The 14127-nt window shown below is 66.7% G+C and carries 11 protein-coding genes; 5 read left to right on the forward strand and 6 right to left on the reverse strand.

Going from position 1 to position 14127, the window contains the following annotated elements:
* Window positions 1–73 precede the first annotated feature (73 nt).
* From glnA (ACV7NN_RS01270) to ACV7NN_RS01280, 3 genes are read left to right on the forward strand one after another with little or no spacing between them, the layout of a single operon-like run.
* Window positions 74–1411 (forward strand): type I glutamate--ammonia ligase, encoded by a 1338-nt coding sequence (gene glnA / locus ACV7NN_RS01270; protein WP_463347786.1) that lies wholly within the window; start codon window positions 74–76, stop codon window positions 1409–1411.
* Between the two features lie 24 nt (window positions 1412–1435).
* Window positions 1436–4444 carry a bifunctional [glutamine synthetase] adenylyltransferase/[glutamine synthetase]-adenylyl-L-tyrosine phosphorylase gene (locus tag ACV7NN_RS01275; RefSeq protein WP_463347787.1) on the forward strand — a complete coding sequence of 1003 codons (3009 nt, stop codon included), beginning with the start codon at window positions 1436–1438 and terminating at the stop codon, window positions 4442–4444.
* 45 nt (window positions 4445–4489) lie between these two features.
* Entirely contained in the window at window positions 4490–4933 is a 444-nt protein-coding gene (locus ACV7NN_RS01280; RefSeq protein WP_463347788.1) for a hypothetical protein, read from the forward strand.
* Window positions 4934–4989: 56 nt separating this feature from the next.
* Here ACV7NN_RS01280 and glnA (ACV7NN_RS01285) read toward each other — a convergent pair whose 3' ends face one another.
* A complete protein-coding gene (glnA, locus tag ACV7NN_RS01285; protein ID WP_463347789.1) occupies window positions 4990–6414 on the reverse strand; it encodes a type I glutamate--ammonia ligase in 1425 nt (474 codons plus the stop codon).
* Between the two features lie 178 nt (window positions 6415–6592).
* Here glnA (ACV7NN_RS01285) and ACV7NN_RS01290 point away from each other — a divergent pair, with 178 nt between their 5' ends.
* Window positions 6593–6982, forward strand: a complete 390-nt coding sequence (locus ACV7NN_RS01290; RefSeq protein WP_463351209.1) for an RDD family protein — start codon at window positions 6593–6595, stop codon at window positions 6980–6982.
* A gap of 20 nt (window positions 6983–7002) precedes the next feature.
* Here ACV7NN_RS01290 and ACV7NN_RS01295 read toward each other — a convergent pair whose 3' ends face one another.
* The 3 genes from ACV7NN_RS01295 to lipB are packed head-to-tail and all read right to left on the reverse strand — an operon-like array spanning window position 7003 to window position 9393.
* A complete protein-coding gene (locus ACV7NN_RS01295; protein WP_463347790.1) occupies window positions 7003–7707 on the reverse strand; it encodes a DUF4191 domain-containing protein in 705 nt (234 codons plus the stop codon).
* Between the two features lie 49 nt (window positions 7708–7756).
* Window positions 7757–8746: a lipoyl synthase gene (gene lipA, locus ACV7NN_RS01300; protein ID WP_463347791.1), complete on the reverse strand. Its 990-nt coding sequence runs from the start codon at window positions 8744–8746 to the stop codon at window positions 7757–7759.
* Window positions 8743–9393 carry a lipoyl(octanoyl) transferase LipB gene (gene lipB / locus ACV7NN_RS01305; RefSeq protein ID WP_463347792.1) on the reverse strand — a complete coding sequence of 217 codons (651 nt, stop codon included), beginning with the start codon at window positions 9391–9393 and terminating at the stop codon, window positions 8743–8745. Before lipB ends, lipA begins: the two co-directional genes overlap by 4 nt.
* 168 nt (window positions 9394–9561) lie before the next feature.
* Between lipB and ACV7NN_RS01310 the strand changes: the two genes are divergently transcribed.
* Complete coding sequence (locus ACV7NN_RS01310; protein ID WP_463347793.1) at window positions 9562–11061, forward strand: protein kinase domain-containing protein; 1500 nt, start codon at window positions 9562–9564, stop codon at window positions 11059–11061.
* A 7-nt stretch (window positions 11062–11068) separates the two neighbouring features.
* Here the strand turns inward: ACV7NN_RS01310 and sucB are convergent, their stop codons facing one another.
* Together sucB and lpdA are read right to left on the reverse strand one after the other, a co-directional pair.
* Complete coding sequence (gene sucB, locus ACV7NN_RS01315; protein ID WP_463347794.1) at window positions 11069–12610, reverse strand: 2-oxoglutarate dehydrogenase, E2 component, dihydrolipoamide succinyltransferase; 1542 nt, start codon at window positions 12608–12610, stop codon at window positions 11069–11071.
* Between the two features lie 69 nt (window positions 12611–12679).
* A complete protein-coding gene (gene lpdA, locus ACV7NN_RS01320; protein WP_463347795.1) occupies window positions 12680–14053 on the reverse strand; it encodes a dihydrolipoyl dehydrogenase in 1374 nt (457 codons plus the stop codon).
* Window positions 14054–14127: the final 74 nt, after the last annotated feature.

The following is a 14127-nucleotide window of genomic DNA, read 5'->3' on the forward strand; positions in this document are numbered from 1 at the left end:
CCACAGGTGCCGCGGTTCGGCACGATTCCGGGCCCGCAACCAGTAACCTAGGAGGGCTGACGAAAGGGGCAGGATGGACAAGCAGCGCGACTTCGTTCTTCGCACGATCGAGGAACGTGGCATCAAGTTCGTGCGGCTGTGGTTCACCGATGTCGTCGGCACACTGAAGTCCGTCGCGATTGCACCGGCGGAGGTCGAGGGGGCATTCGCCGAGGGCCTCGGGTTCGACGGCTCCGCGATCGAGGGCCTGACGCGGGCGTTCGAGTCCGATCTCCTCGCGCATCCCGACCCCACGACGTTCCAGATTCTTCCCTGGCGCGGCGAGGTCGACCCTACGGCCCGAATGTTCTGCGACATCACGACTCCCGACGGCCAGCCGTCGGTGTCGGATCCCCGCAACGTCCTTAAGCGGACGCTCGAGAAAGCCGCAGATCGCGGGTTCACGTTCTATACGCACCCCGAGATCGAGTTCTACCTGCTCAAGTCGTCCCAGTTCGGGCCGGAGGGGCCCGACCCCGTGGACTCGGCGGGCTACTTCGACAACGTGCCGGGAGGCACCGCACACGACTTCCGCCGGCGCTCGGTGCGCATGCTCGAAGACCTGGGCATCTCCGTCGAGTTCAGCCACCACGAGGCGGGCCCTGGCCAGAACGAGATCGACCTCCGGTACGCGGATGCGCTGACGACGGCCGACAACATCATGACGTTCCGCACGGTGATCAAGGAGGTGGCGATCGAGCAGGGCGTGTACGCGACCTTCATGCCGAAGCCGTTGTCCGGACAGCCCGGGTCGGGAATGCACACGCACATGTCGCTCTTCGAGGGCGACACCAACGCCTTCTTCGAAGCGGGCGCCGAATACCAGCTCTCGAAGATCGGGCGCCAGTTCATCGCCGGTCTCCTGCGTCACGCGCCGGAGATCACGGCCGTGACGAACCAGTTCGTCAATTCGTACAAGCGCCTCTGGGGCGGCGACGAGGCCCCGAGTTTCGTCTGCTGGGGTCACAACAACCGTTCCGCCCTCGTTCGCGTTCCGCTCTATAAGCCGAACAAGGGCCAGAGCTCCCGCGTCGAATACCGCGCGATCGATTCTGCGGCCAACCCCTACCTGTCGTTCTCCCTCATGCTCGCCGCCGGGCTGAAGGGCATCGAACAAGGCTACGAGCTTCCGCCAGAGGCCGAGAACAACGTCTGGGCCCTCAGCGACGCCGAGCGGCGGGCCCTCGGCTACAACCAACTCCCGGCCAGCCTCGACCACGCCATCCAGCTGATGGAAGAGTCAGAACTGGTGGCCGAGACGCTGGGCGAGCAGGTCTTCAATTACGTTCTGCTCAACAAACGGCAGGAATGGCATGCCTACCGTGCGCAGGTGACGCCGTACGAGCTTCGAACGAACCTCGAAATCCTGTAACACCCTCTTCCGGCACTCAGTTCGATGAAGCGCGAACAGCTCACCCTGACCTCGCTGGCGCGGGCCGGCTTCGTCGATCTGAGCAAAGCAGGGGAGCGCCTCGAGGAGCTGTCCCGACTCTCGGGGCTTCCGAGCGAGACGCTGCTCGAGAACGTCGCGGTATCGGCTGAGCCGGATGCCGCGCTCAACGAGGCGCTAACGCTTCTGCGTCGGGTGCCCGACACTGTCCGCCCGTTCTTCGAACGCTCCTCCGACGCCCAGCGCATCCTCCGTGTCATCGGTGCGTCGAGCGGACTCGCCGAGTTCTTTGTGAGGCAGCCCGGCGAGTTGGCGTGCCTGGCCCGGCCCGTCGAGGCGCTGCCGTCGGCCGACGAACTCCGCGCGGACCTGCTTCGCGCGGTCGGCGCTTCAGAGGGATTCGCTGACGTCGTCGACGAGGAGGCCTGGACGCGACTGCGCGTGCGTTACCGGCGGAGGCTCGCCCAGATCGCGAGCTACGACCTCGAACAGGCTGACCCGGTCGACGGACTCGATGCGGTCGCAGCTACCCTGTCCGACCTTGCGGCTGCGGCGATCGACGCCTCGCTCACAGTCGCCCGCCGCATGTCGAGCGGTTCCGGCCCGGGCCGGTTCCCCGAGGCCGAAGTCCGTGCCACCCGGTTCGCGGTGATCGGGATGGGCAAGGCCGGCGCCCGCGAGCTCAACTATGTCAGCGACGTTGACGTGATCTTCGTCGCCGACGGCGACGACGAGGCCGGGCTGTCCTCGGGCCGCGCAGTCGACATAGCGACCAGGCTCGCCGTCGTCACGATGCGCGGAGTCGACGCTCCGGCACTCGAGCCGGGCCTGTGGGAAGTCGATCCGAACCTCCGTCCGGAAGGCAAGGACGGCGCGCTCGTGCGCACTCTCGAGTCCCACGTCGCCTATTACGACCGGTGGGCGAAGGGCTGGGAGTTCCAGGCGCTGCTGAAGGCGCGTCCTCTCGCCGGAGACGCAGGTCTCGGCGATCGTTACATCGCCGCGCTCGCTCCGAAGGTCTGGGCGAGTGCGTCGCGCGAGAACTTCGTCGAGTCCGTTCAGCGGATGCGCGAACGCGTCACAGACCACATCCCTGACGACGAGGTGGAGTACCAGCTCAAGCTCGGGCCCGGAGGACTGCGCGACATCGAGTTCACTGTGCAGCTGCTGCAGCTCGTTCACGGCCAGCTCGACGATCGGGTGCGTCAAGCCGGCACCCTCCCCGCACTGTCGGCCCTGGCGGCGCAGGGGTATATCGGGCGGGTGGAGTCGGCCGACTTCTCGCGCGACTACCGTACGCTGCGCCTGATGGAGCACCGGCTACAGCTCCGGTACCTGCGGCGCACGCATCTGATGCCACGGGACGAAGGCGACGTGCGCGTTCTGGCACGTGCCACGGGTCTCGCTTCCGGGGCTGGGGAGCTCGAGGAGCGGTGGCTTGCGATCAAACACCGAGTCCGCGGACTGCACGAGCGGCTCTTCTACCGTCCATTGCTGAGCGCGGTCGCAGCCCTTCCGAATGAAGAGCTCAACCTGACCAGTGCGCAGGCCGAAGCTCGCCTTGCCGCCATCGGGTTCCGCGATCCACGGGGCGCCCTGGTGCATATCGGCGCCCTCACCGGTGGTGTCTCACGGCGCGCAGCGATCCAGCGCACGCTGATCCCTGTCCTGCTTCAGTGGTTCGCCGATGGGGCCGACCCGGATTACGGGCTGCTCACATTCCGACGCCTCAGTGAGGACCTCGGCTCCACCCACTGGTTCCTCCGGATGCTTCGCGACGCATCGGGAGCCGCGCAGCGACTCACGCGCGTGCTGTCCGGTTCCCGGTTCGCTGGAGAGCTGCTCGGCGGCATCCCCGAGTCCGTGGCCTGGCTGGAGTCGGAGGAGGAGCTCCGGCCGAGGCCCGCTGTTCTCCTCCATGAGGAGACCAGGGCCATCCTCGCGCGCCACTCCTCAGCGGAGGCGGCGGCCGCCGCCTTGAGGGCTGCGCGGAGACGCGAGATTCTGCGCCTGGCGTTCTCGGCCATCCTGGGCTTCTGCACTGTCGACGAGCTTGCTCAGGGCCTCACCGACATCACCGAGAACGTCATCGCCGGCGTCCTCGAAGCGATCCGACAGGAACGCGCGGACGGCAGAAGCATCGAGTTCGCCGTGATCGGCATGGGGCGGTTCGGCGGCCGCGAACTCGGTTTCGGTTCGGATGCTGACGTCGTCTATGTCTTCCGCGCCACTGGATCCGACCTCGACGCGGCACACACCACGGCGAAGGCGTTCGTCAGCGAGCTCGGCCGCCTCACCGAGGACAATCGGCTGCCCCTCGACCTCGACATCGGTCTCCGCCCCGAAGGCAAGAACGGGCCATCCGTTCGTTCCCTCGACTCGTATCGGGCGTACTACGAGCGCTGGTCCCTCACCTGGGAGGCGCAGGCGCTGCTGCGTGCCCGGAGCGTGGCCGGGGACGCGGCGCTCCTCGACGACTTCACCGCCCTCGCCGACGAGGTGCGCTATCCCGTGGCGATCAGTGAGCAAGCGGTCCGCGAAGTCCGTCGGATCAAGGCCCGCGTGGAGAACGAGAGGCTTCCGCAGGGAGCAGATCCAACACGGCACCTCAAACTCGGACGAGGATCGCTGAGCGATGTCGAATGGTTCGTGCAACTCATCCAGCTCGAGCACGCCGCCGAGATCCCCGCTCTTCGCACCACGTCGACGCTCGAGGCTCTGGCTGTGGCAGCACGATCCGAGCTGGTTCCGGACGCAGACGCCGAGCGGCTCCGCGATGCGTGGATCTTCGCATCGCGCGCCCGATCGGCAATGACCCTCTGGTCGAACAAGACGGCGGATGTGCTTCCGGTCGACAGGGTGCAGCTCGACGGCGTCGCCCGCCTTCTCGAGTACCCGCCAGGCTCCGCCAGCGCACTGGAGCAGGACTACCTCGCGGTGACGCGCCGGGCCAGGGCTGTCTTCGAGCGCTCCTTCTACGGGAAAGTGGATCGCCCCACACCATCGACGGCGTGATGAGGACTCTCGCCGTCGGCGCACCACCCCGGATAGAGTGCGGACATGACTTACGTGATCTCGTTCGAGGGCCGGCCTGACCACGACGCGCGAGTGGTGGACACCCTTCCACGTCTCGTGATCTTCCCCGACGGCATGATCTACGACCCGCCGTTGGACCTTCCGGAAGAGGACGCGAGCGAAGACCAGCCCGTGACCTTCGTCCTCAGACCGCTCGACCCCGACGCAGCGACCCCGCCCGTGCTGCCGCTTGATTCGGGGTCGACCACCGAGTGGAAGACCGCTGACGCCACGTACACCCTGACCCAGGTGGATGGCGACACGATGACCGTAACGGTCGACGGCGACGCGGACTACGAGGTGCTGATCACCCGCACCGGCGAGTTCTACGACATCCAGTCGAACTCCGAGGACGGCACGTTCACGGGCACAGCCCAGAACTGGGAGGAGATCCTGGTGAACTTCCTGGGGCTGCCGCGCAAAGCCTGACAACGCGAGGCCCCGGGCAGGAATCCTGACCGGGGCCTCGCGTTTCGTCAGTGCGACTACACGCCGTAGTAGAGCTCGTACTCGAACGGGTGCGGACGCTGCGCGAGCGGCTTGATCTCCTTCTCGCGCTTGTAGTCGATCCACGTCTCGATGAGTTCCGGGGTGAACACGTTGCCTGCGAGCAGGAAGTCGTGGTCGGCCTCAAGAGCGTCGAGCACCTCGGCGAGGGTCCCGGGCACCTGCGGGATGCTCTTGGCCTCCTCGGGCGGCAGTTCGTAGAGGTCCTTGTCGACCGGCTCGTGCGGCTCGATGCGGTTCTTGATTCCGTCGAGGCCTGCCATGAGCTGAGCGGCGAAGGCGAGGTAGGGGTTGCCCGATGCATCCGGTGCGCGGAACTCGATGCGCTTCGCCTTCGGGTTCGTGCCCGTGATCGGAATACGGATCGATGCGGAGCGGTTGCCCGCCGAGTAGACCAGGTTGACCGGCGCCTCGAAGCCCGGGACGAGACGGTGGTAGGAGTTCACCGTCGGGTTCGTGAAGGCGAGGACCGCAGGCGCGTGGGCGAGAAGGCCGCCGATGTACCAGCGGGCGATGTCCGACAGGCCGCCGTAGCCGGCCTCGTCGTAGAAGAGGGGCTTGCCGTCGTTCCACAGGGACTGGTGGGTGTGCATCCCGGAGCCGTTGTCGCCGAACAGCGGCTTCGGCATGAACGTCGCCGTCTTGCCCCACTGGTTCGCCGTGTTCTTGACGATGTACTTGAACTTCAGGATGTCGTCCGCCGCGTGCACCATCGTGTCGAAGCGGTAGTTGATTTCGGCCTGTCCGCCGGTGCCCACCTCGTGGTGTGCGCGCTCGAGGATCAGTCCGGCGTCGATCAGTTTCAGCGAAATGTCGTCACGCAGGTCCGCCTGCTTGTCCACGGGGCTGACCGGGAAGTACCCGCCCTTGAACGGGGTCTTGTTGGCGAGGTTTCCGCCCTCTTCCTCGCGGCCGGAGTTCCAGGCGCCTTCTTCAGAGTCCACCGAGTAGAAGCTCGAGTTCTGCTTCACCTCGTAACGGACATCGTCGAAGATGTAGAACTCGGCCTCCGGGGCGAAGAACGCCGTGTCCGCGATCCCCGTGGAGGCCAGGTACTTCTCGGCCTTCTTCGCGACCTGACGAGGGTCCTTCGCGTAGATCTCGCCGTTGCGCGGGTTGTAGATGTCGAACACCATGATCAGGGTGCGCTCGACACGGAACGGGTCGATGTAGGCGGTGGAGACGTCGGGGATGAGCTGCATGTCCGACTCGTGGATCGACGCGAAACCGCGGATGGACGAGCCGTCGAACAACTGGCCGACAGAGAAGAACTCTTCATCAACGGTCGAGGCGGGGATGTTGAAGTGCTGCTGGACACCGGGAAGGTCGGTGAAGCGGATATCGAGGAACTTGACGTCAGTGTCCTTGATGAACTTGAGCACCTCGGAAGAATCACGGAACATACGGAGGACTCCCAATGGCTTGGAACGGGACAGACCGCACCTGCGGCCCGCTCTCTGAGGGTAGGGGGAGGTGGTTTCCCTGCGGTGTCGCTAATGTTTCGAACATGTTACGCCTGCCCATGCCCGGTAAACTCAGGGGGTGCCAAGCCAGAACACCCAGCCCGCCCGCTTCGGGGACATGGCTCCCAGCCGTTTTCCGGGGGAGCGTCTCGGTTTCCCCGATGAGGGACGCGGGTCTGTCGCCCGCCCTGGCAGGCGCATCATCGCCCTGGTGATCGACTGGGGACTCGCCATCCTCGTGGGTCTGCCCTTCTTCCACAACGACGCGTGGGCGAATCTCGGCATCTTCGTCCTGATGCAGATCGTGTTCATCCCGACGATCGGCGGCAGCGTCGGACACCGGCTGTTGGGTCTGCGTGTCGTCGCCCTCAAGGGCGGCTGGATCGGCGTGTGGCGCCCGGTCGTGCGCACACTGCTTCTCGCGCTCGTGGTGCCTGCCCTGGTGTGGGATTCGGACCAGCGAGGATTCCACGACAAGATCGCCGGAACGGTTCTGCTCCGGCTCTGACACCCAGTTGCGGATGCGCGTCAGCGGGAGCGCTGCGGGCGCACCTTGAGCGGGTCGACGCCCTTCGGGATCGGCATCGGGCTTCCGAGCGAGCTCAGCCGGTTGCTGATGGCCATGACCTCCGCCTTGGTCAGCGTCGGCTTGATGCGCGTGAGAGCTCGGGGAACCTTGTGCAGCGGTACGGAGTCGGCGTCGGGTCCGACACTGATGGTGGTCAGCGGCACGTTGGGAAGCACGCGCGTCACACGACGGCGCTCCTCGTCGACCATGCGTGACGTCCGCGACTTGGGGCCTTCGCTGATGAGCACGACGCCTCCACGCCCTACCGCGCGATAGACCGCGTCGTGGGTCTTGCCGTTGACGGCCACCGGCATCTCAGAACCGCGCCAGCTCTTGCGCAGGGAACTCCGCAGCACGGCGCCGACGGCACCCGGTTGGCCCTCGATCTGCGAGTACGCTGCGCGTTCCGCGCGTCGACCCAGGATGATCAGCGCGAGCAGCACACCCGCCAGCACGCCGGCGACGATCCACAGCACCATGGTGAAGACGCTGCCGTCGGACAGGAAGATCGCAAGGAGGATGCCGGCGATGATCGGCAGGGCGAAACCGCCGACGATGTAGAGCAGCGCCCGCGAGTCGTAGCGACGGGTCATCTGGAAGACCTGCCACATCTGCTTGAGACGGCCTGGTTCCTTCGTCGCGGACGTGTCCTTGCTGCGTGCCATGATGTCTAGGATACCGACTCGATCGGGCGTATCGTGACCGCGTTCGCGCTCAGGAGACGGCCTGCGCGAAGCCGAGCGACGCATCCGCCAGATGCCGGAGGCCCTCCGGCACTTCGCGGCCCTTTGCCAGCATCGACTGCGCCCACAGACGGCCTGCGCGGTACGACGACCGGACGAGCGGACCTGCGAGTACGCCGAGAAAACCGATCGCCTCTGCTTCGTGCTTCAGCTCGACGAATTCCTCCGGGTGTACCCAGCGCGCAACCGGCAGGTGCCGCGGGCTCGGACGCAGGTACTGCGTGATCGTGATGATGTCGGTCCCCGCATCGTGGAGGTCCTGAAGCGCCTGGCTGACCTCGGCGCGCTCTTCACCCATGCCGAGGATGAGGTTGGATTTCGTGATCAGGCCGGCGTCCCGCCCCTGCGTGATCACATCGAGGGAACGGTCGTAGCGGAAGGCGGGCCGGATGCGCTTGAAGATGCGTGGGACGGTCTCGACGTTGTGGGCGAAGACTTCGGGATGAGCGCTGAAGACCTCACCGAGGTAGTCCGGGTTTCCCGAGAAATCGGGGACGAGGATCTCGACCCCGGTACCCGGGCTCTGGCGGTGGATCTCCCGGATGGTCTCCGCGTACAGCCAGGATCCCTCGTCCGCCAGGTCGTCCCGGGCCACGCCGGTGACGGTGGCGTACCGAAGGTTCATCTGCGCGACGGACTCCGCGACCCGGCGGGGCTCATCCGTGTCGTACTCGGCGGGTTTGCCCGTGTCGATCTGGCAGAAGTCGCATCGCCTCGTGCACTGCGAGCCGCCGATCAGGAAGGTGGCCTCGCGGTCCTCCCAGCACTCGTAGATGTTCGGGCAGCCGGCCTCCTGGCACACCGTGTGGAGTTCCTCGCTCTTGACGAGTGCCTGCAACTGGCGGAACTCCGGTCCCATCCTGGCTTTCGTCTTGATCCACTCCGGTTTGCGCTCGATGGGTGTCTGCGCATTGCGCACCTCGAGCCGGAGCATCCGACGTCCGTCCGGGGCCGCCGTCATGCGACGGTCTCCAGTTCCGCGCCGCCGAAGACGCGCGCGAACGCCTCCTCGACGAGCGGTACGACGTCGGTGGGCGTCACCGATCGTCCGAGCACCTCGGAGATCGACGTCACCCCGGCGTCTCGGATCCCGCAGGCGACGATGTGCTCATAGGCCTCGAAGCCGTTCGAGCAGTTCAGCGCGAAGCCGTGCATCGTCACCCCTTCGGCGACGCGGATGCCGATCGCCGCGATCTTGCGGTCCGGTCCGTCCCCGACGATCCACACGCCCGACCGTCCTTCGACCTGGACGCCCGGAACGCCGAGCGTCGCGAGCACGTCTATGAGCAGGCCCTCGAGCCGGCGCACGTAGCCCACGACGTCGATCGGTTCGGCGAGGTGCAGGATCGGGTAGCCGACGAGCTGACCTGGCCCGTGCCACGTGATCTTGCCGCCGCGGTCGACGTCGATGACGGGCGTGCCGTCCGTCGGGCGCTCGGAGTGCTCGGTGCGTTTGCCCGCGGTGTACACGGACGGGTGCTCGAGAAGGATGACGGTGTCTGGCGCCCGGCCCGCAACGACGGCAGCGTGAAGATCGCGCTGCTGCTGAAGGGCCTCGAGATACGGCACGGAGTTGGCGCTTAGCCCCGTGGCGACGAAGTCGATCACCGACTCAGTCTAAGTGCATCCATGAGTCATTGCTGAGTAAATGGACTGAGTACAACAATTCTGTCACCTGGGTCTCGGGACTCGTTCACACGCTTGGCGCGAAGGCTGTTGTCCACTGTTCCGTTCCCATTGCACGACGCGGCCGAACTCGTGGACTGGAGTGGAGGGATGAGAGCACGTCGGCGCAAGCGGGAAGCACAGGATACGGAGACCCGGCTGGAAGCCCGCGTCGATTCTGTGGCGGTCAGGGCAGGGCTGCGGGTCCTTCGCGACCTCGGTGACGGAGGGACATCCCGCGTATCGCTCGTCGTGCCGCACGACACGGACCCATACGGTCCGCTCGACACCGCTCGGGCCGCTTTGAAGGTGGCCCGTTTCGATGCACAGGATGCTCGACCGGCACGCGAGGACAGGGTGCTGGCCGCCGCCAGGTCGCCGCACATCGTGGCCCTGCTGAGCGTTCCCGAGCCGGGGACATCGACGCTCCTGCTCGAGCACCTCCCCGGCGGTACCCTGGCCGAACTCCTGCTCCGGAGGCAGTTCCTCCGTGTCGGGGAAGCGGCCACGATTCTGATCTCCGTGATGCGTGCGCTTCGGGCGTTCCACGAGGCGGGGTATGCGCACGGATCCCTCTCAGCGTCGAAAGTCATGTTCGCGGCCGATGGCAGGCCGGTGGTGATCGGCCTGTCGCATGCGGTGCCGCTCGGAGGCGCAGGCATCGGCGCGACAGGACCGTCGGCAGGAGCGCGCAGCGTGCCCGACACGGATGGGTTCCAGGAGATCGTGCGCCTCCTCAGCCAGGCTGTCGGCGATCCGGTGATCGTCTCCGGAGCGGGGGAACTGGCGGGCATGGCGCGAGCGACGCTTCCTGACGCGATGGATGCCGCCGGCTGGGATCGGCTCGAGGCCCGGATGTTCGGTATTGCGCGACCGGAACCAGTGCTGCTCGCGACCTCACCTGTGGAGTTCGGGCAGCCTCGAGTCCGGGAATCCGACGACAGTGGTGGCGCGCCTACCCGGCGGACTGTAGCCGGGTTGGGGCGCTCGCTGCTCGGGCGACTCTCAGATGGCGAGGTGTGGCGCCGGCTTCGCGAGAAGCGGAAGCTCGTCGGCTATTCGGCGGGGTGCATTGCTCTCGCGGTCGCGGTCGTCCTCGTCGCGGTCAACGAACCGCAGACGGGCGGGCAGGCGCTCTCCACCGCAGACCGCACTGCCTCGACTGACCAGAGGGCCACGATGGCGTCCTCCAGCGCTGTCGACTTACCCGAGCCGACTCGCGGCGACACCGAGCCTGGCGCAACCGTTGCTGCTCCCGCGGACGACCCTGTCGATGCCGGGGCGCAGCTTCTCCGAGCCCGACTGTCGTGTTTCTCAGCCCCGACGAACGCACCGGACTGCCTCGAAGCGGTTCTCCAGCCGGGGTCGGCGATCGACCAGGCCGACCGTGCAGCCCTCCGTGCCGGTGCGCCCGACGGCGCCGCGCGCAGGCGTGACTATAGCGACTACGAGCTGTCCCTCGTCGAGCGGATGGGAGACGCCGCGCTCCTCGCGCTGACACCTCGAGCTCCCGGCGAGAAGACAGAGCCTTCCGCAAAGTCGAAACCGGCCTCGCTCCTGATCGTCAGGGGCGAGGCCGGTTGGAGGCTACGAGAGCTCTTCGAGAACTAGACCGGAACTAGATTCCGAGGTTCGCTTCGAATGCGCCGCCCTCGAGGCGGTTCTTCACCGCGACCAGGAAGCGTGCAGCGTCGGCGCCGTCGACGATGCGGTGATCGTACGAAAGAGCCAGGTAGACGATCGAGCGGATCGCGATCGAGTCCGAGCCATCGGCGGTAACGACGACCGGCTTCTTGGAGACGATGCCCGTTCCGAGGATCGCGACCTGCGGAAGGAACACCACCGGCGTGTCGAACAGCGCGCCGCGGGAGCCCGTGTTCGTCAGCGTGAAGGTCCCACCGGCCAGCTCATCCGGCTTGAGCCGGTTCTCGCGCGTCCGCTCGGCGAGGTCGGCGATCTCGCGGGCGAGACCGGCGATGTCGAGGTCGCCGGCGTTGCGGACGACCGGCGTGAGGAGGCCACGCTCGGTGTCGACCGCTATCGAGATGTTCTCGTGGTCGGGGTAGACGATCGAATCACCGTCGATGGTCGCGTTGATGACCGGGTATGCCTTCAGCGCCTCGGCTGCTGCGAGTCCGAAGAACGGGAGGAAGGAGAGCTTCACCCCCGTCTTCGCCACGAAGTCGGCCTTCACGCGGTCGCGGAGCGCAGCCACCTTGGTCACATCGACCTCGACCACGGTGGTCAGCTGGGCCGACGACTGCATGGAGAGCACGGCGCGCTCTGCGACGACCTTGCGCAGGCGGGACATCGGCTGCGTCGTGCCGCGGAGCGGAGAGACCTCCACTGCGGCGGGCGCAGCTGCAGAAGCTTCCGTCGCGGGAGCCGCAGGGGCTCCGGCGTCGAGAATGTCCTGCTTGCGGATACGACCGCCGACACCGGTACCCGTGACGTTCGAGAGGTCCACACCCTGCTGGTTGGCCAGTTTGCGGACGATCGGGGTGACGTAGCCGGACCCGACGTGCGAGCCCGTCGGCGCTGCGGCCGGAGCAGTCGCTGCGACGGGAGCCTCAACCGGGGCGGCCTCGGCTGCCGGGGCGGCAGCAACAGGCTCGGGAGCGGCGACGGGCTCGGCAGGCGCGGCAGAGACCGCAGTAACTGGGGCCGGTGCGGCGACGGGTTCAGCAGGCGCCGCAGGAGCCTCGGCCACGGGTGGCTGGGCCGATTCTTCGGCAACGGCGGGCGCAGCTTGTGCCGCAGGAGCCTCGGCGACCGGCGCCACAGCCTCGGGCGCAGCTGGTGCCGCAGGTGCCTCCGGAGCGGCCTCTGGCGCAGGAGCCTCAGCCGGCACAGCCTCGGCAGCGGGCGCTTGAGCAGGAGCGGCCTCGGTGGCAGGTGCCGCCGGAGCCTCGCCTCCGCCGGATCCGTCGCCGATCGTGACGAGCGCAGTGCCGACCTCGACGGTCTCGTCCTCCTGCACGAGGATCGCCTCGATCACACCTGCCACAGGGGAGGGGATCTCGGTGTCGACCTTGTCGGTCGATACCTCGAGCAGGGGCTCGTCGACCTCGACACGGTCCCCTACGTTCTTCAACCAGCGGGTGACCGTGCCTTCCGTGACACTCTCACCGAGTGCCGGGAGGCTGACGGATTCGCTCATGACGTTGTCTCCTTCAAAACCAATTCTCGTTCAGTAGCTTATTGCAGGTCCTGCGCTCGAGGCGCGGGATTACAGGGTGTGGAGCGGCTTGCCCGCGAGGTACAGGAACGCCTCGCCGAGAGACTCGTTCTGCGTGGGGTGCGCGTGAACCAGCGGGGCGATGTCCTCGGGGTATGCCTCCCAGTTCACGGCGAGCTGGGCTTCGCCGATGAGCTCGCCGACGCGGGCGCCGATCATGTGCACTCCGACGACAGGGCCGTCGTTGACGCGCACGACCTTCACCGAACCGGAGGTTCCGATGATCTCGCTCTTGCCGTTGCCGGCGAGGCTGTAGTCGTAGCTCGACACGTTGTCCGCGCCGTACTGCTCGACAGCACGTGCTTCGCTCAGTCCCACGCTCGCGACCTCGGGGTCGCAGTACGTGACCTTCGGGATGTTCACGTCGGGGATGACGACAGGGTTGAGACCCGCGATCTCCTCGGCGACGAAGATTCCCTGCTGGAAGCCGCGGTGTGCGAGCTGCAGGCCGGGGACGATGTCGCCGACTGCGTAGACACCCGGGATGTTCGTGGCGAGGCGCTCGTTCGTGATGACGAACCCGCGGTCCATCGTGACGCCGACCTCTTCGTAGCCGAGGTTGGCCGTCGACGGGCCACGGCCCACTGCTACGAGCAGGAGCTCGGCTTCGACCGTGTCGCCGTTCTCCAGAGTGACGACGACGCCGTCATCGTTCTGGGTGACGCCCTGGAACCGCACGCCGAGCCGGAAGTCGATTCCCCTGCGGCGGAATGCGCGCTCGAGCGACTTGCTGATGGCCTCGTCCTCGTTCGGGACGAGGTGCGGCAGGGCCTCGATGATGGACACCTCTGCGCCGAACGACTTCCAGACGCTCGCGAACTCGACGCCGATGACGCCGCCGCCGAGCACGGCGACCTTCTTCGGCACGAAGTCGAGCTCGAGCGCCTGCTCGCTCGTGATCACGCGGCCGCCGATCTCAAGACCGGGAAGCGAGCGCGAGTACGAGCCCGTCGCGAGGATGACGTTCTTTCCGACGATGGTGTCCTCGCCGACCTGGACGGTGGTGGGCGAGATCAACCGGCCGGTGCCTTCGATGACCGTGATGCCACGAGCCTTGACCAGGCCCTGGAGCCCCTTGTACTTCTTGGCGACGATGCTCTCGCGGTACGTCGTCACGCCGGCGATGTCGATGCCCTCGAACGTCGTGTTGATCCCGTACTTGGAGGACTCACGCGAGTAATCGGCGACCTCGGCCGCGTGAAGCAGGGCCTTGGTGGGGATGCAACCCCGGTGTAGACAGGTGCCTCCGACCTTGTCCTTCTCGATCATGCCAACGGTGAAACCGAGCTCGCTCGCGCGCAATGCTGCCGCGTAGCCTCCGCTCCCACCGCCGAGCACCACAATGTCAAAGTTCTGCTCAGACACCCAGCTACTCCCTCGCGCATCAGGATTCGTGACACGACCCTGCCCGGAAGTGGTAACTCGAGGGCAGGCGTTGA

The sequence above is a fragment of the Leifsonia sp. Ger2509 genome (genome assembly GCF_055231915.1).

Bases quoted from the DNA above. Each gene is read 5' to 3' on its own strand.
- ACV7NN_RS01295 (WP_463347790.1), bottom strand. From the start codon at position 7,707: ATGGCACGCAGCAAGGACACGTCCGCGACGAAGGAACCAGGCCGTCTC.
- ACV7NN_RS01280 (WP_463347788.1), top strand. From the start codon at position 4,490: ATGACTTACGTGATCTCGTTCGAGGGCCGGCCTGACCACGACGCGCGA.
- ACV7NN_RS01290 (WP_463351209.1), top strand. From the start codon at position 6,593: ATGGCTCCCAGCCGTTTTCCGGGGGAGCGTCTCGGTTTCCCCGATGAG.
- glnA (WP_463347789.1), bottom strand. From the start codon at position 6,414: ATGTTCCGTGATTCTTCCGAGGTGCTCAAGTTCATCAAGGACACTGAC.
- ACV7NN_RS01275 (WP_463347787.1), top strand. From the start codon at position 1,436: ATGAAGCGCGAACAGCTCACCCTGACCTCGCTGGCGCGGGCCGGCTTC.
- lipA (WP_463347791.1), bottom strand. From the start codon at position 8,746: ATGACGGCGGCCCCGGACGGACGTCGGATGCTCCGGCTCGAGGTGCGC.
- glnA (WP_463347786.1), top strand. From the start codon at position 74: ATGGACAAGCAGCGCGACTTCGTTCTTCGCACGATCGAGGAACGTGGC.
- ACV7NN_RS01310 (WP_463347793.1), top strand. From the start codon at position 9,562: ATGAGAGCACGTCGGCGCAAGCGGGAAGCACAGGATACGGAGACCCGG.
- sucB (WP_463347794.1), bottom strand. From the start codon at position 12,610: ATGAGCGAATCCGTCAGCCTCCCGGCACTCGGTGAGAGTGTCACGGAA.